The sequence below is a fragment of the Sphingobium xenophagum NBRC 107872 genome (assembly GCF_000367345.1).
GTDB classification, from domain to species: Bacteria; Pseudomonadota; Alphaproteobacteria; order Sphingomonadales; family Sphingomonadaceae; genus Sphingobium; species Sphingobium xenophagum.
Genome location: NZ_BARE01000014.1, coordinates 14,275 through 29,824, shown reverse-complemented (window position 1 = coordinate 29,824; position 15,550 = coordinate 14,275). Strand labels below are relative to the sequence as shown.

At 64.5% G+C, this 15,550-nt stretch carries 10 protein-coding genes and 1 pseudogene; 6 read left to right on the top strand and 5 right to left on the bottom strand.

The window, feature by feature from the left end:
• The first annotated feature begins 207 nt into the window (after window positions 1–207).
• Window positions 208–402, top strand: coding sequence for a hypothetical protein (locus tag SX1_RS08170; protein WP_019052590.1), 195 nt, complete (start codon window positions 208–210; stop codon window positions 400–402).
• A 117-nt stretch (window positions 403–519) separates the two neighbouring features.
• Here SX1_RS08170 and SX1_RS08165 read toward each other — a convergent pair whose 3' ends face one another.
• Window positions 520–960 (bottom strand): EF-hand domain-containing protein, encoded by a 441-nt coding sequence (locus tag SX1_RS08165; protein WP_017184702.1) that lies wholly within the window; start codon window positions 958–960, stop codon window positions 520–522.
• Window positions 961–1,241: 281 nt separating this feature from the next.
• Between SX1_RS08165 and purB the strand changes: the two genes are divergently transcribed.
• Window positions 1,242–2,558, top strand: a complete 1,317-nt coding sequence (purB, locus tag SX1_RS08160; protein WP_026002687.1) for an adenylosuccinate lyase — start codon at window positions 1,242–1,244, stop codon at window positions 2,556–2,558.
• A gap of 92 nt (window positions 2,559–2,650) precedes the next feature.
• Here purB and SX1_RS08155 read toward each other — a convergent pair whose 3' ends face one another.
• A complete protein-coding gene (locus SX1_RS08155; protein WP_043145434.1) occupies window positions 2,651–3,742 on the bottom strand; it encodes a LacI family DNA-binding transcriptional regulator in 1,092 nt (363 codons plus the stop codon).
• Window positions 3,743–4,255: 513 nt separating this feature from the next.
• Between SX1_RS08155 and SX1_RS22475 the strand changes: the two are divergent.
• The 3 genes and pseudogenes from SX1_RS22475 (at window position 4,256) to SX1_RS08140 (ending at window position 8,427) form a co-directional block, all read left to right on the top strand.
• A pseudogene (locus tag SX1_RS22475) lies at window positions 4,256–5,542 on the top strand (MFS transporter).
• Between the two features lie 3 nt (window positions 5,543–5,545).
• Window positions 5,546–6,961 (top strand): glucuronate isomerase, encoded by a 1,416-nt coding sequence (gene uxaC, locus SX1_RS08145; RefSeq protein WP_019052585.1) that lies wholly within the window; start codon window positions 5,546–5,548, stop codon window positions 6,959–6,961.
• On the top strand, window positions 6,958–8,427 hold the full coding sequence (locus SX1_RS08140; protein ID WP_019052584.1) for a mannitol dehydrogenase family protein: 1,470 nt from the start codon (window positions 6,958–6,960) through the stop codon (window positions 8,425–8,427). The genes uxaC and SX1_RS08140 overlap by 4 nt, the downstream gene beginning before the upstream one ends.
• Before the next feature lie 6 nt (window positions 8,428–8,433).
• Here the strand turns inward: SX1_RS08140 and SX1_RS08135 are convergent, their stop codons facing one another.
• Window positions 8,434–8,913, bottom strand: a complete 480-nt coding sequence (locus SX1_RS08135) for an Lrp/AsnC family transcriptional regulator (RefSeq protein ID WP_019052583.1) — start codon at window positions 8,911–8,913, stop codon at window positions 8,434–8,436.
• A 98-nt stretch (window positions 8,914–9,011) separates the two neighbouring features.
• On the opposite strand from SX1_RS08135, the gene putA reads away from it, so the two are divergent.
• On the top strand, window positions 9,012–12,611 hold the full coding sequence (gene putA / locus SX1_RS08130) for a trifunctional transcriptional regulator/proline dehydrogenase/L-glutamate gamma-semialdehyde dehydrogenase (RefSeq protein ID WP_026149586.1): 3,600 nt from the start codon (window positions 9,012–9,014) through the stop codon (window positions 12,609–12,611).
• A 31-nt stretch (window positions 12,612–12,642) separates the two neighbouring features.
• Here the strand turns inward: putA and SX1_RS08125 are convergent, their stop codons facing one another.
• Window positions 12,643–14,313 carry an MFS transporter gene (locus SX1_RS08125; RefSeq protein WP_019052581.1) on the bottom strand — a complete coding sequence of 557 codons (1,671 nt, stop codon included), beginning with the start codon at window positions 14,311–14,313 and terminating at the stop codon, window positions 12,643–12,645.
• A 179-nt stretch (window positions 14,314–14,492) separates the two neighbouring features.
• Complete coding sequence (locus SX1_RS08120; RefSeq protein ID WP_026149585.1) at window positions 14,493–15,515, bottom strand: hypothetical protein; 1,023 nt, start codon at window positions 15,513–15,515, stop codon at window positions 14,493–14,495.
• Window positions 15,516–15,550: the final 35 nt, after the last annotated feature.

Below are 15,550 nucleotides of genomic sequence, written 5' to 3'. Positions count from 1 at the left end.
CTCTCGCGTCCTTCCCATCTTTATCTCGTTGCAACATGCCCCGGCCATGCGACCGTTACTGATAGCGCTAACAACATCGTCATTGCTTGGAAGTCAAGGGGCAGGTTGGACAAGGATGGTGGCACAGGCGGATTGCGACGGATAGTTGTCATGTAGCCGCCTTTCATCTTTTCCCCGCCGCCGCTTTGCGGCATAGCTGTCCCTGTCATGAGCAAAACCGAAAAGACTGCGCCGGACACCGACGCTCCATCCGCCACCCCCGTGCAACCCGTCGACGACAAGCGCGACCTTGCCAGCGCGGCGCGTAAATCCGCTGGCAAAGTCGCCTGGACCGGCGCGGCTGTCGGCATCGGCTCGGCCGCGATCGTCGCGGCATTGCTGTACGCGCGGAAACGCAGCTAGAACAAATCCTGACCACGCAAAAAGGGCGGCATGGTTTTCACCATACCGCCCATTTGTTGCGACCCTTTCGGGCTCTTCTTCTCCGTCCTTCGCGACGGGGAGGATCTCTGCGTCTTTTTAACCGGCGCCGCCGCTCAGATAGGCGACCAGTTCCGGCTTGCTGATGGACACGCTCTTGTCAGTGTCCGCCGTGGTGAATGCGCCGCTGGCCCATGCCGTGACCTGCTCGGCAGGCAAACTTTTGCCGGTTGCCTTCATTTCCTGATCCTTCAGGGCAACCATCCATTTGGAAAATTCCGCCTGGTCGAGTTGGCCGTCGCTATTGGCGTCATAGGCCGGAAATTCGGTGTCGACGATCGATGCGACTGCATTGCCGGGATTGGCTGGCGTTGCGGGAGTCGCTGGCGTTTCGGCCTGCGGCATGCCCGCCTGCGGATCGCCCGGCATGGCAGGCTGGGCAGGCGTCGCGGGCATTGCGCCCTGTGATGGCATCGTCTCCTGCGCGATGGCGGGAGCGGCGATAGCAAGGGCGCTCGTGATTAGAAGCGTGCGGATCATGGCAATCTCCTCGGTTACTTGGCCGTCACAGAATAAAACAATCTGTGCAGCATTGAATGACGAGGGGATAATGACCCAAAAGCGGGTAATGTTCCTGAACATCCGTTCATGTCTAACAGCTTGTCTTGGGAATATACTCGATTCGACTGTCTTTGCTGTTCCAATTGCGATCAGCCGAAGCGTTTAACTCGATTTTCTTTGGCGCAACCGGCGCGATTTGCCCCGGCGCAAGGACGCTGCTAGGCGCGCGGCACCTTTCCCTTCCTATGCAGGATTCGCCCATGGTCCCTCGCTACGCCCGCCCCGCAATGACCGCTCTCTGGGAACCGGAAGCCCGCTTCAAAATCTGGTTCGAGATTGAAGCGCACGCGACCGAGAAGCTGGGCGAACTGGGCGTCGTGCCGCCATCGGCGGCCAAGGCGCTGTGGGACTGGTGGGCGACCAACCCGGTGATCGACGTCGCGGCGATCGACGCGATCGAGGCGGTGACCAAGCATGACGTCATCGCCTTCCTGACCTGGGTGGCCGAGCAGGTGGGCGATGAAGCCCGCTTCATGCATCAGGGCATGACCAGCTCCGACGTGCTCGACACCTGCCTGGCGGTGCAACTGGCGCGCGCGTCCGACATTCTCATCGAGGATCTCGACAAGCTGCTCGACGTGATCAAGCGCCGGGCGTTTGAGCATAAGCTGACCCCGACCATTGGCCGCAGCCATGGCATCCATGCCGAGCCGGTGACCTTTGGCCTCAAAATGGCGGAAGCCTATGCCGAATTCACCCGCTGCAAGGCGCGCCTGATCGCTGCGCGCGCCGAAGTCGCGACCTGCGCCATTTCCGGTGCGGTCGGCACCTTCGCCAATATCGACCCCGCGGTTGAAGAGCATGTTGCGGCCAAACTGGGCCTTTCCGTCGAGCCTGTCTCGACCCAGGTGATCCCGCGTGATCGCCACGCCATGTTCTTCGCGACGCTGGGCGTCATCGCCAGTTCGATCGAGCGCCTGGCTGTCGAGGTTCGCCATCTCCAGCGCACCGAAGTGCTGGAGGCGGAGGAATATTTCTCGCCCGGCCAGAAGGGTTCGTCGGCCATGCCGCACAAGCGCAATCCGGTGCTGACCGAAAATCTGACCGGCCTGGCCCGCGTCGTGCGCGCCGCAGTCGTGCCCGCGCTGGAAAATGTCGCGCTGTGGCACGAACGCGACATCAGCCATTCGTCGGTCGAGCGTTTCTTCGGTCCCGACGCGACCATCACGCTCGACTTCGCGCTGGCTCGCCTGACGGGCGTGATCGACAAGCTGCTGGTCTATCCTGAGCGGATGATGAAGAATCTCGACAAGATGGGCGGGCTTGTCCATTCGCAGCGCGTGCTGCTGGCTCTCACCCAGGCGGGCGTCAGCCGCGAGGACAGCTATCGCTATGTCCAGCGCAACGCGATGAAGGTCTGGGAATCAGACGGCCAACTCTCGCTGCTCGAACTGCTCAAGGCCGACGCTGACGTCACCGCCGCGCTGCCGGTTGCCGAGATCGAGGACAAGTTCAACCTCGATTATCATTTCAAGCAGGTCGACACCATTTTCCGCCGGGTGTTCGGCGAAGCATAACTATCGAACAGTCGTTCGTTTCGAGCGAAGTCGAGAAACACAAGGCGCCGTGCCGGATGTTGCTCGACTTCGTGCGAAACGAACCGATGGTGCTACCGCCCGACTACCCTTGGCCGCACCCGCGGCGGAGCGTCCGATTGGCGCCGGATCAACTGATGGTCCAGCACGAGATGCGCGGGCATGTCTTCATCCTGCGCGCGCCGTGCGCGTAGCATTTTGACCAGCAACTCCACCGCCGCGCGCGACATCGCGCTGATGGGCTGGCGGATCGTCGTCAGTTCGGGCCAGATCGTGGTCGCCAGCGATGTGTCGTCAAAGCCGCATACGGTCAGGTCGCCCGGCACGTCCAGTCCGCCCCGATGGGCGATCGCCACGGTTGCGGCCGCCATATCGTCATTGCTGGCAAAGATGGCCGTCGGCGCATCGGGCAGCGCCAATATATGTTCGGCGGCGTCCAGCCCGGATCGGTAAGTGAAATAGCCCTGGGCGATATAATCATTCTGGACGGCGATGCCTGCTTCATCCAGCGCATCGACATAGCCTTCCAGCCGCCGGATGCTGGCGCTCTGATTGGGATGGCCCTTGATGAAGCCGATGCGGCTGTGCCCCAGCGAGACGAGGTGGCGGGTCATTTCATAGGCGGCCTGCCGATCGTCGATCCGCACCGCCGCCAGTTCGCCATCCGATCGCCCGGTGGCGACGGCGACGGCGGGAATATTGGCCGCGACCAGGGCATGCGCCATGTCCTGAAGGTCGCAGAGCGGGGGCGGCAGGATCACCCCATCGATTCGCCCGCGCAGCAGATGGTCGATCACTGCCTTGATGGAGGTTTGCTCATCCCATTTCTCGACCACCAGATGCACGCCGCTACCGCTCGCCTGCTCCAGGCTGCCGACCAGAAATTCGCTCAGATAGGATGAGGACGGGTTGCTGTAGAGCAGGCCGATCCGCATCTCCTCGCCACCGGCCAGGCTGCGCGCCGCTGCGCTCGGCGCGTAATTCAGGGCGGCAATCGCTACGTCCACCTTGGCGCGGGTTGCCGGGCGGACGGCCTTTTCCCCGTTGATGACGCGTGAGACCGTCATCGGAGACACCCCGGCCTCGCGGGCCACGTCATTGATCGTTGGCGCATTGCGCTGGCGGCGGGATGCTCTGCTGTCACTCAACGGATTGGGCCTTGTCATGCTAAATGTTTTACGGCGAGGTTCGTAGCGCAATCTGGCGTTCATCGCGAAGCGCAAAATGACACGCCACAATAGACATGAATTGGCCGAGCATCCGGCGCGATTGCGCGCCAGTTGTTCATGCTGCGCTGCACGATTGACAAGCCTGCTGCACTTGTTCCAATGGTACCGCTATCATTTATTCATCACCGCGCGGCGGCATCACTCGGATCGCACCGCCGGAAGCGTCGCAGCAGGACCGTTCCATGGCAAAGAACATTAAGGCCAAGCATTTCGTCACCTGTGACCGCCGCGATGGCGGTGCCGTCATGGCGAACGAGTGATAGCGACGCTGAACAGAGTTTTCCTCTCCTGCCGGGGGAGGGAAAGCGCGCCATTGGCGCGGAAGGGTGGGGGCGGTCTGCACGCCGGCCCTCACCCTTCCCATGACCGGTCGAGCGGGCGTGACGCTCAAACATAATCGGTACCCCCGCCTTCGTCGGAAGGACGAATGATTTTCCCTGGAGCGTCTGCATGACCGACATCCCAAAGCCATCGGGTAAAATACGCTGGATCGTTTGTGCCCTGCTGTTCGCGGCGGTCGTGCTCTCCTATATCGATCGGCTCGTCCTGCCGACGCTCAAGCCGGATCTTTAGCAACGTTATGGCTGGACGGAGCGCGGCTATGCCGACCTCGCCATCTGGTTTCAGGCCGGTTACGGCATCGCCTATGTTCTTTTCGGCCGACTGATCGACAGGATCGGGGCGCGCGCGGGCTATGCGGTGGCGGTGACGCTGTGGACGATCGGCCATGTCGCCCACATCTTTTTCACCTCGACCGCGGGCATGCTGATCGCCCGCATCCCGCTCGCGCTGGGCGAAGCGGGAACCTTCCCCGCCGCGATCGCCGCAACCAATGAATGGTTTCCCAAGAAGGAACGGGCGCTCGCTATCGGTATCTTCAATGCCGGGTCCAATGTCGGCGCGATCCTGACTCCGTTGATCGTGCCGGTCATCGCCGTCACCATGGGCTGGCGCTGGGCCTTCATCCTCACCGGCCTGCTGAGCGTGGTCTGGCTGGCCGCCTGGCTCGGTTTCTACCGTCGCCCGCGCGAGAAAAAGAGCCTGAGCGCGCAGGAGCTGGCCTGGATCGAAACCGACCCTGTCGAAGAACAGCGCCCCGTCAAATGGACCGCGCTGTTTCGGCTGCGCCAGACATGGGCCTATATGCTGGGCCGCTTCCTGATTGACCCGGTCTGGTGGACCTTCCTCTTCTGGTTGCCGGACTTCTTCAACAAGCAATATGGCGTCAAGATGCTGGATTTCGGCCCGCCGCTGGTCGCGGTCTATCTGCTGGCCGATGTCGGGTCGGTCGCTGGCGGCTGGGCATCCTCGCGCTTCATGGGGCGCGGCTGGAGCGTCAACCGCGCGCGCAAGAGCGCGATGTTTCTGGCGGCCCTGTGTGCCGTGCCGATCGCCTTTGCGACCCACGCGCCCAACATGTGGGTTGCGGTCGGCCTGATCGGGCTGGCCTGCGCCGGGCATCAGGGCTTTTCCGCCAATCTCTACGCATTGCCGGGTGATGTGTTTCCGCGCTGGATGGCCGGATCGGTCATCGGCCTTGGCGGCCTGGCGGGCGCGATCGGCGGCATGATGATGGCGAAATTTGCCGGAACGATCCTGGAAAATATCGGCAGCTACGGACCGATCTTCGCCGTCGCATCCTGTGCCTATCTCGTCGCGCTATGCGCCATCCACCTTGTCATTCCGCGTTATCAGGTCGTCACCACCGCTGGCATAGGCCGCGTCGAAGGAGCATGATTCTTGCCTAAGCCTCTCATTCTGCATCCCGATCGTCTGTTCCCGGCCGAACCGCGCACCCGCGACATCGCCCGCGCGCTGTATGCCAGCGTCAGGGATCTGCCCATCGTCTCGCCCCACGGCCACACCGACCCGCGCTGGTTCGCCTATGACGAGCCATTCGCCAACCCGGCGGATTTGCTGATCGTCCCTGACCATTATGTGTTCCGCATGCTGTTCAGCCAGGGCGTCAGGCTGGACGAACTGGGCGTTCCCACCGTCGATGGCAGCGCAACCGCCAGTGATCCGCGCGCCATCTGGCGCATCTTTGCCGCCAACTATCATCTCTTCCGGGGCACGCCGTCGCGCATGTGGCTCGATTGGGTCTTTGCCGAGGCCTTCGGCATCGACGTCCGGCTGGAGGCGGAGACGGCCGATCATTATTACGACCTGATCGACGCCGCGCTCAAAACGCCGCAATTCCGCCCGCGCGCGCTGTTCGATCGCTATAATATCGAAGTCATCGCCACCACCGAAGGCCCGCTTGACCCGCTCGACCATCACCGCGCGATCCGCGCCAGCGGTTGGGGCGGCAAGGTCGTCACCGCCTATCGTCCCGATCCGGTGCTGGACCCCGACGATCCCAAGTTCATCGCCAATGTCCAGCGTTTCTGCGCCATGACGGGCGAGGATGCGGGCAGCTATGCCGGCTATCTGCGCGCCCATGAAAAGCGCCGCGCAGATTTTCGCGCGGCGGGCGCGACCTCGACCGATCATGGCCATCCGTCCGCCTTCACCGCCAATCTGCCCCGCGCGGAGATTGAGGCGCTCTACGCCAGGGTCACCACCGGTCCGGTCAGCGCGGCGGCGGCGGAACTGTTCCGCGGCCATATGCTCACCGAAATGGCGCGCATGTCGATTGAGGACGGCATGGTGATGCAGTTGCACCCCGGCGTACATCGCAACCATAATGCCGCCGTGCTGGCGCGCTTTGGCAAGGACAAGGGCGCCGACATCCCGACCGCAGGGGAATTTGTCACCGCGTTGAAGCCCTTGCTCGACCTTTATGGCACCGACCCGCGCCTGACCCTCATTCTCTTCACCCTTGACGAAGATGTCTATTCGCGCGAACTGGCGCCGCTGGCCGGCCATTATCCCGCGCTCAAGCTTGGCCCGCCCTGGTGGTTCCATGACAGCCCGGAAGGGATGCGCCGCTTTCGCGAGCGCGCGACGGAAACCGCCGGTTTCTACAACACGGTCGGCTTCAACGATGATACCCGCGCCTTCCTGTCGATCCCGGCGCGCCATGACGTCGCCCGCCGCATGGATTGCGGCTGGCTGGCGCAACTGGTGGTCGAACATCGCATGGAGGAGGATGAAGCGTTCGAGGTCGCCCGCGCGCTGGCCTATGACCTCGTCAAGCAGGCCTACAAGCTGTGACCCGCCTGTCGAGTCAGATGCTCGCGGCGCTTCCCGCCGACGTCCTTCGCCCAAATTATGACCGTAGCCAGGTCAAGCCGGGAGTCGTCCATCTGGGCATCGGCGCGTTCCACCGCGCGCATCAGGCGGTGCTGTTTGACGACGCCCTGAACGCAGGCGACCTGCGCTGGGGCATCACCGCCGCCTCTCTGCGTTCGCCTGCCGTGCGCAACCAGATGGTGCCGCAGGACGGCCTTTATACCATGCTGGTGCGCGATGGCGGATCGGAACAGGCGCGCATCGTCGGTGCGGTGCAGGACGTCATCGTCGCGCCCAGGGCGCCGCAGGCGCTCATCGCCGCCATGGCAGCGCCCGACACCCATATCGTCACGCTCACCATCACGGAAAAAGGCTATAAGCTCGACCCTGCCACCGGCGCGCTGATCGAGGATGACGCGCAACTTGCCGCCGACCTCCTGTCGCTGGAACAGCCGCAGACCGCGCCCGGCTATATCGTCGCGGCGCTGGCACGGCGCAAAGTGGCGGGACTGCCTCCCTTCACCGCGATCAGTTGCGACAATCTTCCCCATAACGGCACCCGCCTGCGCAATGCCGTACTGGCGCTCGCCCGTCGTCACGACGCCGCTCTGGCGGAATGGATCGCGGCGGAAGGCGCTTTCCCTGAAACCATGGTCGATCGTATCGTTCCTGCGACCACGCCCGACGACATAGCCGCCCTGACCATGCGTCTGGGCGTTGAAGATCAGGCCATGGTCAAGACCGAACCGTTCATCCAATGGGTGATCGAGGATGATTTCTGCGGCCCGCGCCCGGATTTTGGCGCAGGCGTTCAGATCACCGCGGCCGTCGCCCCGTGGGAGGAAGCCAAGCTCCGCCTGCTCAACGGCGCGCACAGCGGCATCGCCTATCTGGGTGGCCTTGCCGCGATCGACTATGTCCATGACGTCCTAGCCCTGCCCGAAGCCCGCATCTTCGTCGAAACGCTATGGGACGAGGCAGAAACGACCCTTTCGCCCCCGGCGGAACTCGACGTGGCGGCCTATCGCCGCGAGCTGATGGCCCGCTTCGACAATCCTACGCTGCGCCACCGTACGCACCAGATCGCGATGGACGGATCGCAGAAACTGCCCCAGCGTCTGCTTGCCACCATCGCCGCGCGGATCGAGGCGGGGCAGGGTATCGACGCCCTGTCGCTGGCGGTCGCCGCCTGGATTCGCTGGCAGGTGGGCCATGACGATCTGGGCAATCTGCATGTCGTGGACGATCCGCTGGCCGTGCCGATCGCCGCCATGCTGGGCGCGGCAGCGACGACGCAGGATCGGGTCGCCGCCATCCTCGCCTTCGACGCGGTCGTGCCGCCTGCTCTGGGCGCAAATCCGCTGTTCCGCGATATACTGGTCCGCTGGCTGACCATTTTGGAAACCTATGGCGCGCGCGCCGCGCTGGAGACTTTTCGCCCCAATTGACGCTGCCTATTTCCGCCTGCCTCCGGCCTCCAGCACCGTTTCCATCGCCACGAAGGTCGATGTGCTGGCGACATGGGGCAGGCTGGAAATCTTCTCTCCCAGCACGGTGCGATAGCGGCGGATGTCCGCCGTCCGCACCTTGAGCAGATAGTCGAAGCTGCTGGCGATCATATGGCATTCCTCGACTTCGGGAATGCGCCGCACCGCGTCGTTGAACTCGGTCAGCGCGCTTTCCCGCGTGTCGGACAGCTTGACCTCGGCAAAGGCGACATGGTCCATCCCCAGCTTGGCCGGATCGACCATCGCCCGGAACCCCCGGATCACGCCGCTTTCCTGCAATCGCCGCAGCCTTACCTGGCAGGGGGTCTTGGACAGCCCGACCGCCATGGCAAGGTCGGTCACGGTCATCCGCCCATCCTCCACCAGCGCGGCGATGATCCGGCGATCGAAATCATCCAGATCGACTATTTGCGGCGGTTTACCCATTCATATTGCCTGACATGGTTCAATCATAGGTCATATCGATCATAACTGCGCGGATGAAAAGGCGGATTGACCTGATGAAATGCGATAGTCTGCACGCCATGACCGCTCAGCCACCTTTCGCCGCCTTTGCCCCTGCCATCCGCGCGCAATCTCCGCTGCGGCAGGCGATTACCGCCGCCCATCGCCGGGACGAGGCAGAGGCGCTTGCGCCGCTGATCGCCGCTGCGACCCTTCCCGATGCGACCCGCGCCGCGGCCCGCGAAACCGCCCGCACGCTCGTCACCGCGCTGCGCGCCAATCACAAGGGGAGCGGGGTCGAAGGGCTGGTGCAGGAATATGCCCTTTCCAGTCAGGAAGGGGTCGCGCTGATGTGCCTGGCCGAAGCTCTGCTGCGTATTCCCGATGCCGCGACCCGCGACGCGCTGATCCGCGACAAGATCGCCGATGGCGACTGGGGATCGCATCTTGGCACCGACAGGTCGCTGTTCGTCAACGCCGCCACCTGGGGTCTGGTGGTCACTGGCAAGCTGGTCGGCAGCGTTGATGATCGCGGGCTGGGCGCGGCGCTGGCCCGCCTGCTCAACCGCGCGGGCGAGCCGGTGATCCGGCGCGGCGTGGATCTCGCCATGCGGATGATGGGGGAACAGTTCGTCACGGGCGAAACCATCAAGGAAGCGCTCAAACGCGCCAAGATCATGGAGGCCAAGGGGTTCGCCTACAGCTATGACATGCTGGGCGAAGCGGCGACCACCGCGGCCGATGCCGCACGCTATTATGCCGATTATGAACGGGCGATCCACGCCATTGGCAAGGCGTCGGGCGGACGCGGCATCTATGCCGGGCCGGGTATCTCTATCAAGCTGTCCGCCCTCCATCCCCGCTATGCCCGCGCGCAGGCGGACCGGGTCATGGCCGAATTGCTGCCCCGCGTGCAGCAACTCGCCGCGCTCGCGAAGGGCTATAATATCGGCTTCAACATCGACGCGGAGGAGGCCGACCGGCTGGAGCTTTCGCTCGACCTGCTCGAAAGCCTGGCGCTTCATCCCGCGCTCACCGACTGGAACGGCCTTGGCTTTGTCGTGCAGGGCTATGGCAAGCGCTGCCCGTTCGTCATCGACTGGATCGTCGACCTCGCGCGCCGCGCCGACCGCCGGATCATGGTGCGGCTGGTGAAGGGCGCCTATTGGGACGCGGAAATCAAGCGTGCGCAGGTCGATGGCCTAGCCGACTTTCCGGTCTACACCCGCAAGCTGCATACCGACATCGCCTATATCGCCTGCGCCCGCAAACTGCTCGCCGCGCCCGATGCGGTGTTTCCGCAATTCGCCACCCATAATGCCCAGACGCTCGCCACCATCTACCAGATGGCAGGCCCGGATTTCAGCATCGGCAGCTACGAATTCCAGTGCCTCCACGGCATGGGCGAACCGCTTTACGAACAGGTGGTCGGGCCGACCAGGTTGAACCGCCCCTGCCGCATCTATGCGCCGGTCGGCACGCATGAAACATTGCTCGCCTATCTCGTCCGCCGCCTGCTGGAAAATGGCGCGAACAGCAGCTTCGTCAATCGCATCGCCGATCCCGCCGTCTCGGTCGAGGAGATGATCGCCGACCCGGTCGATATGGTCAAAGCCATGCCAAGACCGGGCGCGCATCATGATCTCATCGCGCTCCCCGCCGCCATCTATCCCGACCGCCGCAATGCGGATGGGCTGGACCTTAGCGACGAAACCACACTCGCCAGCCTGACCGAGGCGCTCCAGCACAGCGCCACGCTCGACTGGAGCGCCGCGCCCGCTGGCGGGGCAGGGGTGGCGCGTCCGGTCCGCAACCCCGCCGACCATCGCGACATCGTCGGCGCCGTCATCGACGCCACGGCGCAAGAGGCCCAGGCCGCCGCCATCCGCGCCGCCGCGTCCGCATGGCCCACCACGCCCGTCGCCGATCGCGCCGCCGCGCTGGAACGGGCGGCGGACGCCATGCAGGAACGGATGCCCATCCTGCTCGGCCTCATCGTGCGCGAAGCGGGCAAGTCCATCCCCAACGCCATCGCCGAAGTGCGCGAGGCGATCGACTTTCTGCGCTATTACGCGCAGCAGGCCCGCGCCCGCCTTGGCGCGGAACAGATGCCGCTGGGCGTCGTCACCTGCATCAGCCCGTGGAACTTCCCGCTGGCCATCTTCACCGGCCAGGTCGCCGCCGCGCTGGTCGCTGGCAACGCCGTGCTGGCCAAGCCTGCCGAGGAAACGCCGCTGATCGCCGCTGAAGCCGTGCGCCTGCTGCATGAAGCGGGCGTGCCGACAGACGCGCTTCATCTGGTCCCCGGCGACGGCAGCATCGGCGCCGCGCTGGTCGCCGCGCCGCAGACCGCCGCCGTCATGTTCACCGGCTCCACCGATGTCGCCCGCCTGATCCAGCGCCAGCTCGCCACCCGCCTGTCACCCACCGGCCATCCCATACCGCTGATCGCAGAAACCGGCGGCCAGAATGCGATGATCGTGGACAGCAGCGCACTGGCCGAGCAGGTGGTGGCCGACGTCATTGCGTCCGCCTTCGACAGTGCGGGCCAGCGTTGCTCGGCCTTGCGTGTCCTGTGCCTGCAAGAGGAAGTGGCCGACCGCACCCTCACCATGTTGAAGGGGGCGCTGGCCGAATTGCGCATTGGCCGCACCGACGCGCTGCGGGTGGACATAGGCCCGGTCATCACCGCAGAAGCCCGCGACGGCATCACATCGCATATCGACGCCATGCGCGCACTGGGCCGCAAGGTCGAGCAACAAGCGCTCCCGCCCGAAACCGCGCATGGCACCTTCGTCGCGCCGACCATCATCGAAATCGATAGCCTGGCCGATCTCGATCGGGAGATTTTCGGTCCCGTCCTCCACGTCCTGCGGTTCAGGCGAGACCGGATCGATGCACTGGTCGATGCGATCAACGCCACCGGCTATGGCCTGACATTCGGCCTGCATACGCGGCTGGACGAAACCATCGCGCGGGTCACGAGCCGCGTGAAGGTCGGCAACATCTATGTGAACCGCAACGTCATCGGCGCGATCGTCGGGGTTCAGCCCTTTGGCGGATGCGGCCTGTCGGGCACCGGGCCAAAGGCGGGCGGTCCGCTCTATCTTGGCCGCCTCGTCACCACGCCCCCGGTCAGCGCCACGCGGGTCACGCCGCTCATCTCCCCGCTCAACAGCTTTGCGGACTGGCTCGACGCGCAAGGGGAGGGCGAGGCCGCCACCCAGGTCCGCCGCATTGGCGACAGGTCCGCGCTGGGGCTGGAACTGACGCTGCCCGGCCCGGTGGGGGAACGCAATCTCTACAGCCTCCACCCGCGCGGCACGATGCTGCTGCGCCCCGCAACCCGCGCGGGCCTGTTCCGGCAGATGGCCGCGATCCTCGCTACCGGCAACGACGCGCTGGTGCAGGACATGGCGCTGCCCCCCGGCCTGCCAGCCGATGTGACCGCGCGCTTCGCCAAACCCGCCGACACGCCCGTCGCCGCCGTGCTGGTCGACGGTGAGCCGGACATAGTCTCCGCCATGGTGCGGGCCGTCGCCGACTGGCCGGGCCGCATCGTCCCGGTCCATGCGCCGGGGCCGGATGGCTATTGCCTCGACTGGCTGATGGAGGAAGTGTCGACCTCCATCAACACGACGGCGGCGGGTGGCAATGCCAGCCTGATGATGATCGGCTGAGCAGGCCGATCACCATGTCGGCTTCACTGTCTCACTCGTCGATATTGCGCCGGAACGTCTCCGGCAGGAACAGCAAGCCGACGACGACAGTGGCCGCCGCGATCAGCACCGGGTACCAGAGGCCATAATAGATATTGCCCGTCGCCGCGACCATCGCGAAGGCGGTCGTGGGCAGGAACCCGCCGAACCAGCCATTGCCGATATGATAGGGCAGCGACATCGACGTATAGCGAATGCGGCTGGGGAACAGTTCGACCAGCATCGCGGCGATCGGCCCGTAAACCATCGTCACCAGCATCGCCAGCGCCCACAAAATCGCGACCACCGCTACCTTGTCGATCCGCGCATTGTCCGCCTTTTCGGGATAGCCGGCCTGCGCCAGCCCGGCCTTTAGCGCGTCCTGAAAAGCGCCAATTGCCGCCGTCTTGCCGGGGCCGGTCAGGGTCGCCGCGTCGGGCGCGGTGAAGCTGACGCTGCCCACCTTCACCACGGCGGGACTGCCCGCTGCCGCCTCGACATTGGCGTAGCTCACCCCGCTCTTGGCCATATAGGCTTTAGCGACGTCGCAGCTTGTCTGGTCAAAACGGTTCTTGCCGACCGGATCGAACTGGAATGAACATTCGCCGCCATGGGCGACGATCGTTACGGGGGCCGACGCCTGCGCCGCCGCCAGTGCCGGATTGGCGGCAGTGGTCAGCGCACCGAACAGCGGGAAATAGCTGATCGCCGCCAGCGCGCAGCCACCCAGGATGATTGGCTTGCGCCCGATCTTGTCACTGAGCCAGCCGAAAAAGATGAAGAAGGGCGTCGCCAGCGCCAGCGCGATCGCGATCAGGATGTTGGCCGTCGCCCCATCCATCCGCATCGTCTTTTCCAGAAAGAAAAGCGCATAGAATTGCCCGGTGTACCAGACCACCGCCTGACCCATCACCGCGCCCAGCAGCGCGATGATCACCCAGCGCAGATTGCCCCATTGCCCGAACGCCTCGGTCAGCGGTGCCTTCGACGTCGTGCCTTCGTCCTTCATCTTTTGAAAGACCGGGCTTTCGTTGAGTTGCAGCCGTATCCACATCGACACGCCCAGCAGCAGGATGGAAATGAGGAAGGGCAGCCTCCAGCCCCAGGCGGCAAAGGCGTCCTCGCCCAGCGCGAAGCGAAAGCCGATCACGACCAGCAGCGCAGCGAACAGGCCGAAGGTCGCCGTCGTCTGAATCCAGCTGGTATAGAGGCCGCGCTTATTTTCCGGCGCATGTTCGGCCACATAGGTCGCCGCCCCGCCATATTCGCCGCCCAGCGCCAGCCCCTGCGCCAACCGCATGACCAGCAGGATGATCGGCGCGGCCATGCCGATGCTCGCATAGCTTGGCAACAGGCCGACCGCGAAGGTCGACAGGCCCATGATACCCATCGTTACCAGAAATGTATTCTTGCGCCCGACCATGTCGCCGATCCGCCCGAACACGATCGCCCCGAACGGTCGCACCGCAAAGCCCGCCGCGAAGGCCGCGAGCGCGAAGATGAAGCCGGTCGTTTCGTTCACGCCGGAGAAGAATTGCGCCGAAATATAGGTGGCCAGCAGCCCGTAGAGATAGAAATCATACCATTCGAACACCGTCCCGAGCGAGGAGGCGGCGATGACCAGCTTCTCATTCTGGGTTGCGCCATGATGCTTGGGCAGGCCGCCCTCAATGTCGGTCACCATGACCCATTTTCCCCAATGTTACCGTTATCATTCCTGCATGGCAGCAGTCGGGACGAAAATCCAGTGGCCAGATGCCATCGTCAGGCGCGCTTCGGAATGATCGTGCCATCAACAGCCGCATGATGGTGCGGTACGCATGGGCGATGCCGCAATCCGCTACGGACGGTTGCTGTGGCGCGTCAGTGCCGCACCATCGTAACGGCACCATTGGCGGCATAGGCGGCGGTCGCCTCTGCCTGCGCCGTCTGGGGGTCTTTGCCGTCAAGGATCGCGGCGATCTGGCGGGGGCTGGGGACGCGGTCATAGACGCCATAAAGGTCGGTCTGCCCGACCATATGGATCGACAGCTTATATCCCTTGCCCGCCGCCGCCGGATCGAAGGCCAGCACCGTGCCGCTGTCATCCACCGGCACGATGATCGCGCCGTCGCTGCGCCCGGCCTGCTGAAGCATGTCATAGCTGCCATCGGCGGTGGTCACCGATCCGCGCACGCACAGAATGTCCTTGCCATCGCGCGGAATGCGGACTTCCTGCGGGATCGTGGCTGGCGTCGCTGCATCCTTGGTCAACTGCGCGTCGCGCATGTCGGCGGCGGGGCAGGCGTCAAAGCGCGCTGGCCCGGTAGTGTGCAACGAAGCGGGATCGTCCAGCGCCAGTCCGGCCAGCATGCCGTCCAGCCCGGCCAGCACATCGGCGCGGCGTTCCGTCGGCCCGGTCACGCGGATTTTGACGATCCAGCGCCCGGCATGGACAAAGCCCGCTGCCGTCGTCAATTCGCCGTCGGCGGCATCGTCATAGACGGCGCGGATCGCGCTGTCCGCCTTGCCCGCCACTGGCGCGCTGGCATAGGCGGTGCGGCGCGTGCGTGATCCGAACCGCTCCATGATCGCCTTGTCGGTCATATAGGCGGCCAGGGATGCGTCGGCATAGGTGGGCAGATAGACGTACAGCGTCGCCTGGATCGCGCCGTCGTCGGACAGGAATTGCGCATAATTGTCGACCGCGCGCCCGCCATTGGACGCCTCGCCGCTCTTCGTCAGGGACAGGCCGCCGATGGTCTGCGGCAGGCTGATCCCCGCTGTCGTGGCGCGGATAGCGGTTTCGGTTGGCGTCCATGCTTCCGCGTCATCCGCCGCGCGCGCCAGCGAGGGCACGGCCAGGCAGAGGGCGGCTGAAACCATGATGAGGGCGCGCTTGGGCATCGGCATCCTTCTCCAGATCCAGACCGTCTTGGCGC